Source organism: Microcystis sp. M165S2 (genome assembly GCF_020245885.1).
Classification (GTDB): domain Bacteria; phylum Cyanobacteriota; class Cyanobacteriia; order Cyanobacteriales; family Microcystaceae; genus Microcystis.
The window spans coordinates 1-13,699 of record NZ_JADBTZ010000196.1 but is presented as its reverse complement, the minus strand read 5'-3'; the positions used below and the strand labels follow the sequence as shown (position 1 = coordinate 13,699).

Annotated in this window: 15 protein-coding genes and 1 pseudogene; 4 read left to right on the top strand and 12 right to left on the bottom strand. The window is 41.2% G+C overall.

The genetic code is table 11. From position 1 onward, the window contains the following. Both IM479_RS10385 and IM479_RS10380 read right to left on the bottom strand, forming a co-directional pair. Positions 1–88, bottom strand: a pseudogene (locus IM479_RS10385) (Uma2 family endonuclease); the annotation flags it as partial. Positions 89–522: 434 nt separating this feature from the next. Beyond that, positions 523–996 (bottom strand): helix-turn-helix domain-containing protein, encoded by a 474-nt coding sequence (locus IM479_RS10380; protein WP_287684759.1) that lies wholly within the window; start codon positions 994–996, stop codon positions 523–525. A gap of 199 nt (positions 997–1,195) precedes the next feature. Here IM479_RS10380 and IM479_RS10375 point away from each other — a divergent pair, with 199 nt between their 5' ends. After that, on the top strand, positions 1,196–1,540 hold the full coding sequence (locus IM479_RS10375; RefSeq protein ID WP_287684747.1) for a hypothetical protein: 345 nt from the start codon (positions 1,196–1,198) through the stop codon (positions 1,538–1,540). 144 nt (positions 1,541–1,684) lie between these two features. Here the strand turns inward: IM479_RS10375 and IM479_RS10370 are convergent, their stop codons facing one another. From IM479_RS10370 to IM479_RS10350, 5 genes are all read right to left on the bottom strand, one after another. After that, a complete protein-coding gene (locus tag IM479_RS10370) occupies positions 1,685–1,903 on the bottom strand; it encodes a DUF433 domain-containing protein (protein ID WP_287684748.1) in 219 nt (72 codons plus the stop codon). 310 nt (positions 1,904–2,213) lie between these two features. After that, a complete protein-coding gene (locus IM479_RS10365; protein WP_287684749.1) occupies positions 2,214–3,902 on the bottom strand; it encodes a SulP family inorganic anion transporter in 1,689 nt (562 codons plus the stop codon). 130 nt (positions 3,903–4,032) lie between these two features. Continuing rightward, positions 4,033–4,716 (bottom strand): Mo-dependent nitrogenase C-terminal domain-containing protein, encoded by a 684-nt coding sequence (locus IM479_RS10360; RefSeq protein ID WP_287078190.1) that lies wholly within the window; start codon positions 4,714–4,716, stop codon positions 4,033–4,035. A gap of 240 nt (positions 4,717–4,956) precedes the next feature. Continuing rightward, positions 4,957–6,342 carry a UDP-glucose dehydrogenase family protein gene (locus IM479_RS10355; RefSeq protein ID WP_286825456.1) on the bottom strand — a complete coding sequence of 462 codons (1,386 nt, stop codon included), beginning with the start codon at positions 6,340–6,342 and terminating at the stop codon, positions 4,957–4,959. Between the two features lie 45 nt (positions 6,343–6,387). Continuing rightward, a complete protein-coding gene (locus IM479_RS10350; protein ID WP_287684750.1) occupies positions 6,388–7,314 on the bottom strand; it encodes a UDP-glucuronic acid decarboxylase family protein in 927 nt (308 codons plus the stop codon). A gap of 197 nt (positions 7,315–7,511) precedes the next feature. Here IM479_RS10350 and polA point away from each other — a divergent pair, with 197 nt between their 5' ends. Genes polA through IM479_RS10335 form a run of 3 tightly spaced genes read left to right on the top strand, consistent with a single transcriptional unit; the run spans position 7,512 to position 10,917 of the window. Further along, a complete protein-coding gene (gene polA / locus IM479_RS10345) occupies positions 7,512–10,382 on the top strand; it encodes a DNA polymerase I (RefSeq protein WP_287684752.1) in 2,871 nt (956 codons plus the stop codon). A gap of 4 nt (positions 10,383–10,386) precedes the next feature. Beyond that, complete coding sequence (locus IM479_RS10340) at positions 10,387–10,632, top strand: NDH complex assembly factor CRR9 (protein WP_286826830.1); 246 nt, start codon at positions 10,387–10,389, stop codon at positions 10,630–10,632. A gap of 36 nt (positions 10,633–10,668) precedes the next feature. Next, positions 10,669–10,917, top strand: a complete 249-nt coding sequence (locus tag IM479_RS10335; RefSeq protein ID WP_287684754.1) for a heavy-metal-associated domain-containing protein — start codon at positions 10,669–10,671, stop codon at positions 10,915–10,917. A gap of 63 nt (positions 10,918–10,980) precedes the next feature. Here IM479_RS10335 and IM479_RS10330 read toward each other — a convergent pair whose 3' ends face one another. The 5 genes from IM479_RS10330 to IM479_RS10310 all read right to left on the bottom strand — a co-directional run bounded on the left by IM479_RS10330 (position 10,981) and on the right by IM479_RS10310 (position 13,508). After that, the gene (locus IM479_RS10330; protein ID WP_287684755.1) at positions 10,981–11,118 is read right to left on the bottom strand and encodes a hypothetical protein; all 138 of its coding nucleotides are present in this window, start codon (positions 11,116–11,118) and stop codon (positions 10,981–10,983) included. Between the two features lie 84 nt (positions 11,119–11,202). Beyond that, positions 11,203–11,493 (bottom strand): nucleotidyltransferase family protein, encoded by a 291-nt coding sequence (locus tag IM479_RS10325; protein ID WP_287684760.1) that lies wholly within the window; start codon positions 11,491–11,493, stop codon positions 11,203–11,205. Positions 11,494–11,656: 163 nt separating this feature from the next. Continuing rightward, a complete protein-coding gene (locus IM479_RS10320) occupies positions 11,657–12,028 on the bottom strand; it encodes an endonuclease domain-containing protein (protein ID WP_185237327.1) in 372 nt (123 codons plus the stop codon). A 28-nt stretch (positions 12,029–12,056) separates the two neighbouring features. Further along, positions 12,057–12,773, bottom strand: coding sequence for a restriction endonuclease subunit S (locus IM479_RS10315; protein ID WP_287684757.1), 717 nt, complete (start codon positions 12,771–12,773; stop codon positions 12,057–12,059). A 33-nt stretch (positions 12,774–12,806) separates the two neighbouring features. Then, on the bottom strand, positions 12,807–13,508 hold the full coding sequence (locus tag IM479_RS10310) for a restriction endonuclease subunit S (protein ID WP_287684758.1): 702 nt from the start codon (positions 13,506–13,508) through the stop codon (positions 12,807–12,809). Between the last annotated feature and the right edge of the window lie 191 nt (positions 13,509–13,699).

Here is a 13,699-nt window from a genome sequence, read left to right as displayed (position 1 = left end):
GGTGTAAATCACTTTCCAAGGGTGGTTCATCACTCCATAAATCGGTGGGGGGACAGGTAACTTCTGGTAAAATGTCGAGAGTTGTCATAGTTTTTCCCCTGGCTGGGACATTGATCTAATTATAACAGCTATGAGTCAGTATTAGTAGTAGGTTGCGCTATCGCTAAAGCACCAGATAAATTAATGATAGATAGGTGCGTTACGACGGATGGTTAGATTCAAGTTTAAGCAGAGATTGTCGCCGTCTAACGCACCCTAAATTTTGCTAAGTGCAGATAGGAAAAACTCAGGCGATGGCTTTAACTCCAGCGTTCAATTTCTCTAGCAGCGGCGGGACTTAATTCGCTCATTGTTTTTGACACTAAGCAAGACAATTTAAGGCATTTTTTAACTATAGCAGTTCTAGGTGTTGGGGTTGGGGGTTTGGTTTTGAGGTATTAGTTGAAATTTCTCCATTTCCCTATCCTCGTCAATGGTGGATCAAAGCAGCTTGACATCGATATCTTGATGAAGTTATCAACTTTACTCTGGTTTGAGACTATCTAAAATTAATTGTATATCTAAATCAAGAGCTTGAGCAATTTGTTCGATCGTTAATCCTAATCCTATTAGTTTGGGAACAGTTTCTAGTTTTGCCTTAATAACATTGTTTTCAGTTTTATAAATATGATAATTTTCTATTTCTCGATTATTAGAAGGGTTATGACAGAAAGTAACCTGATCAATTTTTACAGATTTATTACCCAAATTATTAATACTATTACTGACAATTAACCTTTCAATTGCTGATCGAACAGTTGATTTATTTAATTCTTCCCCTAACACTTCCGAAAGAATGCGCCAAAGTTCATAGGCTTTATCTCTGGCATGACCTTCAGAACAATTATATTCTTCTGCTATTTTTGCATATTTCTGACCATCAAAAACGTTCTTTAAAATCCCTAATTGCAATGTATCGAGATGCTTTCCCATTTGGAAGACTTCTTGGGTATCCATGGGAGTAATGTTAAGATTTGAGGACACAATACCGTCATTGTCCGTTATTTTCCGATATTTGTAAACATAGTTAACAAAACTTCCGACAATATCCGTTTTTTTCCGTCTTGAAAATGTTTAAACTTATTAGTTAGGATTCTGCTTATTATGGTTGTTTTTGCAGTAACTACTCACTATGAGATCCATTAAAATCCTCTGTATGTTCATTGGTGTGGGATTAATTAATTCTGCTCCCATACAAGCAAACAATATGAGTAATGATATTTTAATTAGCCAATCTCTTCGTCAGTATGAATGTACGCGGAACGGAGTTAATCCCACTATATCAGGTTCTCTGTTTTCAGATGGATATAACTGTTTAATACCTATATCAGCAGGTAAGTGTGTAGGTTATGCTGATGCTTTTGGATACAGTCGTATTGGTAATTCAGATACTAGAGGAATGATAAGCTGTAAGAATGTCGAAATTGCAGAAGATAGACTAACAGGGAAAAAGTATTATCGATTTGGTTCAGGAGATAAATTTATCTTGGAAGGAAAATAAGTTTATTTTAGATTCTGTAATTATCTTTACAGTTGACCATTCTTGATCCCAGTCCATCCCATTTGCGGAACAGTTTTGATATTATAACCTGTAAAATCCCTCATTAATCTTCGGTCAATACATTCATCTAAAAGAAGCCTCATTTCACGCTACCCTATCAATAAGCTCTTTTTCAAATTCTTCAAGTAAGCTAATAACTCGTTCTCTTGTTACCGTTGGAAAACCGTCTAAAAAATCATCAATTGATTCTCCTGCTTTAAGATAATCAAAAAGTGTTTGTATCGGAACTCTAGTACCTGAAAAAACGGGAACACCACTCATAGTTTCAGGAGATACATGGATAAGAGGCGAATATTTAGCCATTTTGATTACCTTCTTAGCTTCTACAGAGTAGATTAACCCAGAGCAATACGTCTTGTCTTCATATTCTAGCCTAGATTCTTGAAAAATGGGTTAAACTGATGCTAAATAGGTTAGGGAAGTGACTTTCAGTTAATGATGCTAAAAATGAACAATAATCTAAAATCAAGCCGATAATGACTAAATGCAACCGACGGAAGCCCAACTTAGACAACTCTATCACCTAATTTCAATAAAGTCCGAAAACTATGCACGGGTAGGTTCTGAATGGGAGGGGATGGAGGCGATTCCATTCTCGACCCCTAACTATCAGTTAACGATGTTTAAAAGCTTCGATCGCCGCCGGCAAAGTATAGTAAATTCTCTCTTGGCTAATTTTATCTAACAAGCGGGAACGTTGCAATTGTAAGTACAGATCGTGTTTAACCCTCGCTAGGGCGAAAACTATACCCTGTCTTGATAATTCCCTTGCTAATTCCTCGATAATCTCCACGGCTGTACTATCCAATTCCCCGAGTGCCTCTGTATTCAAGACAAACCATTCTACCGGTTTTGTCTCCCGGGCAATGGCGCTGAGGGCGCGACGTTTAAAGTCGGCCGCATTAGCAAAAAATAAGGGGGCATCGTAACGATAGATAACTAACCCCGGTATTGTTTGCGCTTCTGGCCAATCCTGGAGTGCGTGTAAACCCATCACCCCCGGGACTGTACCCAAGACCGCATCATCGGGCCGGGTAATGCGGGCCAATAAATCGATAACCGAGAGACCAATGGCGATGGCAACCCCGCTTAAAATCCCCGTGGTTAGCACCCCCACCATGGTCAGGACAGCGAGATTAAACTCACTATTGCGAAAGCGTTTGAGTCGTTTAGCGCCGGCAATATCCAGCAGTTTACAGGCCGCATAAATCACCAGCGCACCCAAGGCGGCCTTGGGAAAGAGTACCAGTAGCGGACCGAGCAGGAAAATGACCGCCACCACCACCACTGCCACCACTAGGGAATAAAGCTGACTTTTACTGCCCACCGAATCGCCCACCGCGGTGCGACTGGCGCTGCTGCTGATGGGAAATCCCTGACAAAAACCCGCCGCCAGATTCCCCAGTCCCAGGGCTAAAAATTCTTGATTGGCATCGATTTCTTGGTTATGGCGTGCGGCGAAGGCTCTAGCGGTCAAGACGTTATCGGAATAGCCGACGAGGGCAATGCCGACGGCTGCGGTTACTAGAGGTAGTAATTGGGAAAAATCTAGGGTTGGTAAGCCAAAATTGGGCAAAGTATTACTAATTTTCCCCACTACTGCCACCCCCTCTTGATCGAGATGGAGGGTGGCGACGGCGAGGGTTCCCAGTAAAACCGCCAGCAAGGGACCCGGTGCTTTGGGAAAATATTTTTGGATGAAAAATAGAAATAGGAGCAGAAATAGAGCGAGGCTAAGGGTTGGCCAGTGCCATTGGTTTATTCCCCGAAAAAAAGCTAAAATTTCTTTAAAAACCGTATTTTCACGGATTGACAAACCACTAATTTTACCCAGTTGTCCCGCAATCATGATCACCGCCACTCCCGCCATATAACCGATCAGGATCGGTTTGGAGAGTAAATTAGCTAAAAATCCCAAGCGGGCGACATAACCAACTAAACAGATTAAACCGACCATTAGGGCTAAAAAAGCCGCTAAACTGCCGTAATTTTCTCCTTGAAGGCTTACCATAGGTGCGATCGCTGCCGCCGTCATCACTGCCGTGGTCGATTCTGGTCCCAGGGATAGTTGCGATGAGGAGCCGAAAAGGGCGTAAACTAGGGCGGCCGGCACGAGAGTCCACAATCCCACCACCGGCTCGACCCCGGCCAGGTCGCCGTAGGCCATACACTGGGGAATAGCGTAGGCTGCCACGGTGACACCGGCGAGTATATCTCGGCCTAGCCACTGCCATTGATAGGAGCGCAGGTTTTTTAGACCCGGTAAATCAGGAAAATCGACTCGTCGGGAGTTTTTACTCATAGTTTTTCTCTTAACGGCGATTTAACCTAATTCTAACGAAAGATTTAGCTAGTGAAAAGCCTTGAGGCTGAGATATTTTCTGTCAGCAGGATATTTATACCATTTTAACCGCAATTTTGAGTTAAATTGGCTAAATATACTCGGAAATATCTTCTTGACAATCATCGGCTAAGTATGATAGAGCCCGGAAGCGTAAACCGACTAATTGCTCGTAGAGAGGATTTAACTTGCACAGGGGCGGAATATGGACTAATTTATGGCCAAACAGCACGATATCGCGTTCAAAAGGACATTGAGGCGGCACCATTTTGCAGATAAACCGGGCCAAGCGCGGATCGTGCATTTCTAACCCATCTAACCAATCTTTGAGGGGATGAAGCAGATCCGGGTGGGGATGTTCGGCACTGATAAACTCGGATTTCTGCGCTTCCGTGGTAATTTCGGGAATTTCACAGATAGTATGTTCTAAAGCTGACAAGGCCTCGATTTCTAACCCGAAAGCATCCCGATAACTATGCAGTAATTGCGCTTCTGCGGGGGAATAAATGCCATCGGCGATCGCCACCATAACCGCCGTGCGGAGGAAGTTTTCTGATATTCTGGGGTCATGACCGAAACTTGCGGCCAATTCTTCGGGACTAATCGATTGATAGAGAACGTGGTCGTCATCTAATTCTAATTCGTGAGCGAAACGGGCGATCGATTCCTGTTCGCTGGCGCTATAATCCCCATCACACCAGGCAATTGTCAGTAATCCCCGTAACCAGTCCCTAACTTGTTCGTTAGTGTAGCGGTATTGAACAGAGCTAACCATAGGTATTGCTAAAACTGATTTCTAGTTTTTCAATTCAATTCTACCGAGTGCTCCCGGATTCTAGTGGCTCCTGTTCATATCATTTAACCATTGCAACTATCCCCATGGTCAGCTAGGAATTTTTCGTTTTTCAACTGGCATAATTGGGCAATTTTCGCCCCTAGGAGCAGGGGTAAGGGTTGGTGCTGCTTGTCCCTTCCCCAACCGCGTCAGTCCTGCTGAAAAGGCGGATTCCTGGGATTAACGTCCAATACCGAGGTAACGGAAACCAGCTGCTGTCACCACCGCAGGATCGAGGAAATTGCGACCATCAATTAAAACGGGTTCGCGCATGGTTTTAACCATTTTGCCGTAGTCGAGACGGAGGAATTCTTGCCATTCCGTCACCACCACCAAAGCGTCACAACCATCGGCTAATCTTTCTGGATCCGATTCGATAATCACACCACTTAGACCGTGACTTAAACCACTTTGGGAAACGATCGGATCATAAGCTTTTACCTTAGCACCTAAACGATTTAACTGTTCGATCATGGTTAAAGCCGGAGCATCGCGCATATCATCGGTATCGGGTTTAAAAGTTAATCCCAACAAACCGACGGTTTTACCCTTGAGGATTTTTAATTCCTGTTGCAGTTTTTCGATCGCAATTGTCCGTTGACGTTTGTTAACATTGATAGCGGCGTTGAGTAATTCCGTTTCGTAACCGTAGTCTTCTGCGGTATGGACCAAAGCTGACACATCTTTGGGGAAACAGGAACCCCCCCAACCGATTCCGGCCGAGAGGAACTTGCTGCCGATACGGGAATCTAAACCGATACCTTTAGCCACTTGGGTGACATCGGCCCCCACGCGATCGCAGATATTAGCTACTTCGTTAATAAAGCTAATTTTGGTCGCTAGGAAGGCATTAGCGGCGTATTTAATCATTTCCGCCGAACTGAGATCCGTAACCACCACGGGAACGGGAGGCAAGGAGGGATCGTCAGCGAATTGGCGTTCAACCAAAGGCGCGTACAATTCCTTCATCATTTCAATGGCTTTCGGGTTATTACTGCCTAAAACAATGCGATCGGGGTTAAAAGTATCATAAACTGCCGAACCTTCCCGTAAAAATTCGGGATTGCTGACCACATCAAATTCCGCTTCGATGCGTTCTAGTGTACTAATACCGCCAACCGCAGCCACGAGATTTTTTTGTCTCTCGGCCACTCCATCGAGGACGATCATCCGTACCCAATCCCCAGAACCGATGGGAACGGTCGATTTATTGACGATTACTTTATAACCACCGTTGAGATGGGCCCCAATACCCCGGGCCACCGCTTCCACATAACGAGTGTCACTTTCCCCCGTGGGTAATGCAGGTGTACCAACAGCGATAAAGAGGATTTCACCGTGTTTAACTCCCGCTTCTAGATCCGTGGAAAATTCCAGATTGCCGGAGGCTGCCGAAGACTGCATTAATTCTGATAAACCAGGTTCATAGATGGGGGATTGTCCCGATTTCATCAATTTGACTTTTTCTTCATTGTTGTCAATACAGATGACATGATGGCCGATATGTGCTAGGCACACCCCGGTGACTAAACCCACATAACCCGTTCCGATAACACAAACACGCATGATAATTACTCCAGTGACAATTAAGTTAAATTTATTGATTAGGGATTAGCTTAGACGAGAACGGAAATCCTCGATCGTCATTTTTAAACCCTGACTTAGAGGAATAGTTGGACTCCAATCCAGATAGGTTTTAGCACGAGTGATATCCGGTTGTCGTTGCTTGGGATCATCTTCCGGCAGTGGTTGATAGACCAATTCGGCCTCGGGATTAATCATGCCTTGGATCACTTGTGCTAATTCCAGAATTGTGTATTCGTCGGGATTGCCTAGATTAACCGGTCCGATAAAATCCCCATTCATCAAACGCATTAACCCTTCCACCAGGTCAGAAACATAGCAAAAACTGCGGGTTTGGGAACCTTGACCATAAACCGTCAGAGGTTCACCGCGCAAAGCTTGCACCACGAAATTACTCACCACTCGACCATCGTTTTCCAGCATTCGCGGGCCGTAGGTGTTGAAAATCCGGGCCACCCGGATATCGACTTTATGCTCCCGATAATACTCGAAAGCCAGGGTTTCCGCCACCCGTTTACCCTCGTCATAACAGGAACGCGGTCCGATGCAGTTGACATTGCCTCGATATTCTTCCGTTTGTGGATGCACATCGGGATCGCCATAGACTTCCGAGGTAGAAGCGAGCAAAAATCGCGCTTTTACCCGTTTAGCTAGGCCTAGCATATACATAGTCCCTAAAACATTGGTTTTAATCGTTTTGACGGGATTATATTGATAGTGGATTGGAGAAGCAGGACAGGCCAGGTGATAGATCTGATCGACTTCTAAACGGATCGGCTCGGTGATATCGTGACGAATTAGCTCAAAATAAGGATTTCCTAGCCATTTAACGATGTTTCGGCGCACCCCCGTGTAGAAGTTATCCAGACAGATCACTTCTTGACCCTGTTCCATCAAGCGATCGATTAGATGGGAACCAATAAAACCTGCACCACCCGTAACTAGGATTCTCATGTAATCGCAAAGTAAACATATAAAATTATTCTTAAAATACCCTTACGCTGGTTTTTTGGCAAATATTTTTTTTGACGAGGTGTTAAGTATCAGTGATCAGTTATCATTTATCAGCGATCGCCGATTCAAGGCTAATAGCTGAATAATGGCTCGGTAATCCTTAAAATGGAAATAACACGCAAATTTGAGACTAGATTATGAACAGTGGCGAGCAAAATAAGCTATTTATCCTGATTGATGGGCATTCTTTGGCTTTTCGTGCCTATTATGCCTTTGCTAAGTCTCGTTCTGGCCCTCTGCGTACTTCTACTGGCATTCCCACCAGTGTTTGTTTTGGGTTTTTAAATTCTCTGATGCAGTTACTAGAAACTCAAAAACCCACTTATTTAGCAGTTGCTTTTGATTTAGCAGCTCCTTCTTTTCGCCATGAAGCTGATGTCAATTATAAGGCTAATCGGCAAGAGACTCCCGAAGAATTTCGCCCCGATTTAACTAATCTGCAAAGTCTCTTGGCAGCGATGAATATTCCTATTGTTACTTCTCCGGGTTACGAAGCAGATGATGTTTTAGGAACTTTGGCAAAACAAGCTGGTGATAATGGTTATACAGTCAAGATTTTAACAGGCGATCGAGATTTATTCCAATTGGTAGATGAGGAGAAAAAAACCACGGTTCTCTATCTAGATATTAATGCGGTCAAAAGTACATCGGGACAGGGTTATACAGAATTCAATTCCCAAGCTGTCACGGAAAAGTTAGGGGTGACACCAAAACAGGTAGTAGATTTTAAAGCTCTTTGCGGTGACAAGTCTGATAATATCCCCGGTGTGCGCGGAATTGGCGAAAAAACAGCGATAGATTTATTAAAAAAATACGATAACTTAGACGATATATATACCAATCTGGAATCGATTAAGGGAATGGTAAAAACTAAATTATTAGAGGGAAAAACCGCCGCCGAAAGTTCTCGCTATTTAGCTAAAATTGCCCTTGATGCCCCCGTTAGTCTGGAGGAGGATAAATTTCGTCTCCGGGGTTTTGATCGGCGTTTAGTTAAACCTTTATTGGAAAGATTCGAGTTAAAGAAAATTCTCCAGAAACTCGATCAAATTCAACAGCATCTAGGTGGTACTCCTACCCTAGAATTAACTAGCGATGCTGATTCTAATCAATTGTCTCTGTTTGATTTACCCCCTATTTCTCCACCGGTTCTAATTGCTCCCGACATTATTGATACTATTCCTAAGTTAGATGCTTTACTGGCAAAATTAATAACTTTCACTAATCCACAATTTCCCGTCGCTTGGGACACCGAAACGACGGATTTAAATCCTCGTGTAGCCAAATTAGTCGGCATCGGTTGCTGTTGGGGAAAAGAATTAAATGCTATGGCCTATATTCCCATCGGCCACCAGAGCGGCGATAATTTAAATCTAGAGATAGTCCTCGAAAAATTACGACCAATTTTAGCGGGTGATAATTATCCGAAAGTCTTCCAGAATGCGAAATTTGATATTGATATTTTTTATCATCAAGGAATTACCGTTAAAGGTCTAGTTTTTGATACTATGGTGGCTAGTTATGTCCTCCATCCCGAACTAACTCATAATCTCGAAGATTTATGCGATCGCTATTTAACTGGTATCACTTCCCTTAGTTATAAAAGTCTCGGTATTCCTGCGGGAAAAACCATCGCTGATTTAGATATTCCCACTACTGCCAACTACTGCGGATTAGATGCCTATGCTACCTATTTACTTCGAGAAAAATTACAGTCAGAATTGAATAAAATTCCCCCTTTATATCAATTATTCTCAGAAATAGAATCTCCCTTAGTGATGGTGCTTTGGCAGATGGAAAATTATGGTATAAAAATTAATATCAATTATCTAAAAAACTTTTCCCAGCAACTAGAAAGAGACTTAGCAGACATAGAAAAAAATGCCTACGAATCTATCGGAGAAACTTTTAATCTTAGCTCTCCTAAACAGTTAAGTGAAATCCTCTTTGATCGATTGGCACTCAATCGCAAAAAATCCAGAAAAACTAAAACAGGTTACTCTACCGATCAAAGTGTTTTAGAGAAACTACAAGGAGATCATCCCTTAATCGATTATATCCTTGAACATCGCACCTTATCCAAATTAAAATCAACCTATGTGGATGCTTTACCGAAATTAGCCGAACCAAAAACCGCAAGAGTACATACAGATTTTAATCAAACCATCACCAGCACCGGACGCTTATCATCCTCCAATCCTAACCTACAAAATATCCCCATTCGCAGTGAATTTTCCAAGCAAATTCGTCAAGCTTTTATTCCCGAAGATGGTTACTTATTAGTGTCAGCAGACTACTCACAAATAGAGTTAAGAATTCTCGCTCATCTCAGCCAAGAACCAGTTTTATTAGAAGCGTATCGTAGTAATCAAGATGTTCATAAAGTCACCGCTCGATTGCTCTTTGATAAAAGCGAAATTACGCCAGAAGAACGCAGTTTAGGAAAAACAATTAACTTCGGAGTTATTTATGGCATGGGAGCGCAAAAATTCGCCCGTGAATCGAAATTAACCGTAGAACAGGGCAGAAAATTTATTGAAAAATATCATCAACGTTATGCCCAAGTATTTGAGTATTTAGAGAATAGCAAAAAACAAGCGATCGCTCAGGGATATGTGGAAACAATTTTGGGTAGAAGACGTTATTTTAACTTTGATAATCCCCTCTTAAAAAGACTGCGAGGACTACCCTTGCATGACATCGATTTAGATAGCCTCAAACTCAACAACGAGGAGGCACAATTATTAAGATCGGCTGCTAATGCGCCCATTCAGGGTTCCAGTGCTGATATTATTAAAGTAGCGATGGTAAAATTGGCGGAGGTGCTGCAAAATTATCGAGCAAGATTACTGCTGCAAGTCCATGATGAATTAGTCTTGGAAGTACCAAGAGAAGAATGGCCATCCCTAGAGTCAAAAATCAAGACGACTATGGAGGAAGCTGTCTCCTTGACGATCCCTCTCTTGGTAGAAATTAAAGCTGGTGACAATTGGATGGAAACCAAATAAAACTATGATCGAAAACAGACAATTTTTAACCCCAGAAGAATCCGCAGATGTGGACGCTGCCCTCTTGACTGCTCCCGAAAAATTCCTGACTCGTTTAACGATTTCTTCCCTACGCTTACTAAAAATAATCGCCGAAGATACGGGAGTAACCCTAGAAGAATTAACCCATAAACAGGTCATCCAATGGCTAGAAAAAGATAGTAAACTGCGTCGGGAACAGGGGATCGAAGCAGCAGTGCTGAAATGGTAAATAAACTCTTAAAAAATCAGCTACCCCTGACAATTTATGCTAGTTTTTAGCTATAAACTTACTGGAGTTACAACAATGACAATTACCCTAAAAGTACCTAGTATTGCCTGTGAAGGTTGCGCTAATACCATTACTAAAGCGATTAACAATCAGCAACCAGCAGCCCAAATATCGGTGGATGTAGCCAATAAAATAGTCACGGTAGAAACCACCGCATCCCGCGCAGAAATTGCCCAATGGATTAGCGAAGTCGGCCATACTGTTGAGTCTGGAAGTGAGAGTTGACATCCTCCCCCGTTAAAAATATACCTCTGGTAAAAATCCAGGGTAGTTCTATTTTTGTGTTCATTAGATTAGTTTTACCCCTAAGCTTTCTAGTTGTTGGTTTATCCAAGCGGTTGCCGTTTCTTCGTCGGTTTCTATCGCTTTTTCTACTCCTATTTTAGCAATTTCTAATAGTTGTTTGGATTTTTGCTTTAAAAGCACTCTTAGAGTAAGGGTGCGATCGCTTTTAAAAGTTCTGTTAATTTATTTTTCCATCGGTATAGCGCAAAATACGCCTGATAGAATTTACAATGAGGCATAGATAATCTGTGCTGATTCCAAAATGTTTTTACATCTTAGCCAGTTATCACTCCGTTTGAGCGCTGCTTTCACAATTAAATCTACTTTTCGATCAAAAATTGCTTGCAGTTCATCGCGCATTTGTAGGGTTTCGGTTAAACCTCGTTTAGCAGTTGGGGAAAAGGTAATTAAAATATCAATATCACTATCTGAACGGAAATCTTCGCGTAAAACTGAACCAAATAAGGCAAATTCGGTGACTTGCCACCTTTGACAAAATGCTTTAATTTGTTCCATTGGTAGATTTATTTTTGTGTTCATTAGATTAGTTTTACCCCTAAGCTTTCTAGTTGTTGGTTTATCCAAGCGGTTGCCGTTTCTTCATCGGTTTCTATCGCTTTTTCTACTCCTATTTTAGCAATTTCTAGGCGTTAAAATTTCCCCCCTTTTTAAGGGGGGATTAAGGGGGGATCGAAAGATTTAGCTGCTCACAAACCGCCTCAAAATTTCTTAATACCTGCGAATTCGTGAATCTAATAACTTTTAATCCATAGCTTTCTAATCGCGCAGTTCTCTCTTTATCATAGGCTTTTCCCTCATCCGTAAAGTGAGTATCTCCATCAATTTCAATCACAAGTTTGAGGCTAGGGCAATAAAAATCAACAATGAAATGATCAATGGGGCGTTGTCTTAGGACTTTGAATTTGAAATTTTTTAGATAGGAATACCACAGCTTTTTCTCTGCTAAGGTCATGTTCTTGCGCAGTTCTTTCGCTCTGGCTACTAGGGCAGTATTATAAGGTAGATGAAAGTCGCTGTTGTTTAGGGTCATTGATCCCCCCTACCCCCCTTAAAAAGGTTCATTGATCCCCCCTACCCCCCTTAAAAAGGGGGGAAATGTCTAAGGATTCTAGTTGTTGGTTTATCCAAGCGGTTGCCGTTTCTTCATCGGTTTCTATCGCTTTTTCTACTCCTATTTTAGCAATTTCTAAGAGTTGTTTGGATTTTTGCTTTCTTTCGAGAGATAAAACATAGTGATTTATGACTTGTTCCTGTTTTTCTTCTGCTATAAAGGGAATAAGAAAATTATCAATATCTCTTGGATAGAGTTCTGCTTGTGCGCTTCCTGCACTTAACTTTTCTGTTTGAAGTCTCCCAATTAATGAATTAATAACAAACCCTACATAAATTTGATTTTCTTGATTCAGTCTTAGAATATTAACATGATTACTCGCTAAGGCTTTTTCATCACTCAAATATATATTTGTTCTACCAATATTTGCGCCAGTCGTATAGATCAGAATATCATTTCTGTAAACCCTGGCTTTTTCTTGAAAATTCCAATTGACAAGTTCGGTTTTTTCAAAATTATCATAATCAAGATGTTGTTCTAGAATATGTCTGCTGTTAATTACGTTTAAAGTTCCATACTCTGAATAGATTGGTTGTAGTCCTCTTGTATTAAATCGCTGAATATCTTTGATTTTCTTAGTAAACAGACCGGAAGAATTTATGGCTTCAATTAATTGATCATATTTCGGTTGATAATACTCAGCATCCAAGCGTCCAGAAGACAAAAAAGACTCAGAAAAACTTTTAACGGCGATGCTTTATTCGGTGGGTTGCCAATCTTTTAAACCAAGTTCTGTTAATAGTAAATCTTCAGCTTTTTGGTAAAGATTACAGCTTTTTATTTCCATCTCAAATGCAGACAGTAAAAGTCTTTCACACTCATTTTGAAATTGTTTACTTATCTCTGGTAATTTTAGGTTTCTAACAGTATCCGTTGATATTGTTGGCTGAGCAACCGTTTTGACTGATCTCATAATCTGTAAAAGCCCATATTTTGAGTTAAAAAATACACTTAGGAAATAAGAACTATAATTCTCCCCCTTCAATTCAGTAGCAATAATATTTGGACTTATAGTTACTTCATTTTGTGTAAGAACACCACATCTAACATCACCAACCCTAGAGAATAACAATGCCCCCTTGTGAAAAAGCTTTAACCTCTTTTCTACAATGTCGCTCTCAGAAATATAAACTAAATTAGTATTCTCAACCTTGAAATTTACTAAATTGAAAGGTCTAACTACTATTACACCAGTCTCTTGATATGTATCGTCCTGAATAGTTGATCCAAATGGACCGCATATAATTGCTTGTGTGTATTCTTCTAATCTGTGATTATTTTTAAATTTTTTGCTAATTAATATAAATTCTTTTTGAAAGAAGTCATTATCAATTCTAAAGACATCATTTTCGCTGAGAACTTCAGAGAGAGTTAATTCAACCGCTTCCAATCTATCCATTAACTGCTGATACTTAACCGGATCAAAAGCTCCCCCCCTGCCCCCCTTAATAAGCTATCCATTAGTCAGATCTTTCTTAACAAAAAGAGAAGAAACTTAAAAAAAGGGGAAACGATTGATAGGTATAGTTTTGAAAGAAGGAATTAAGGTGGAGGTAAGCAAAAAAATGGAGAAATGGGCAGCCCAAGAAT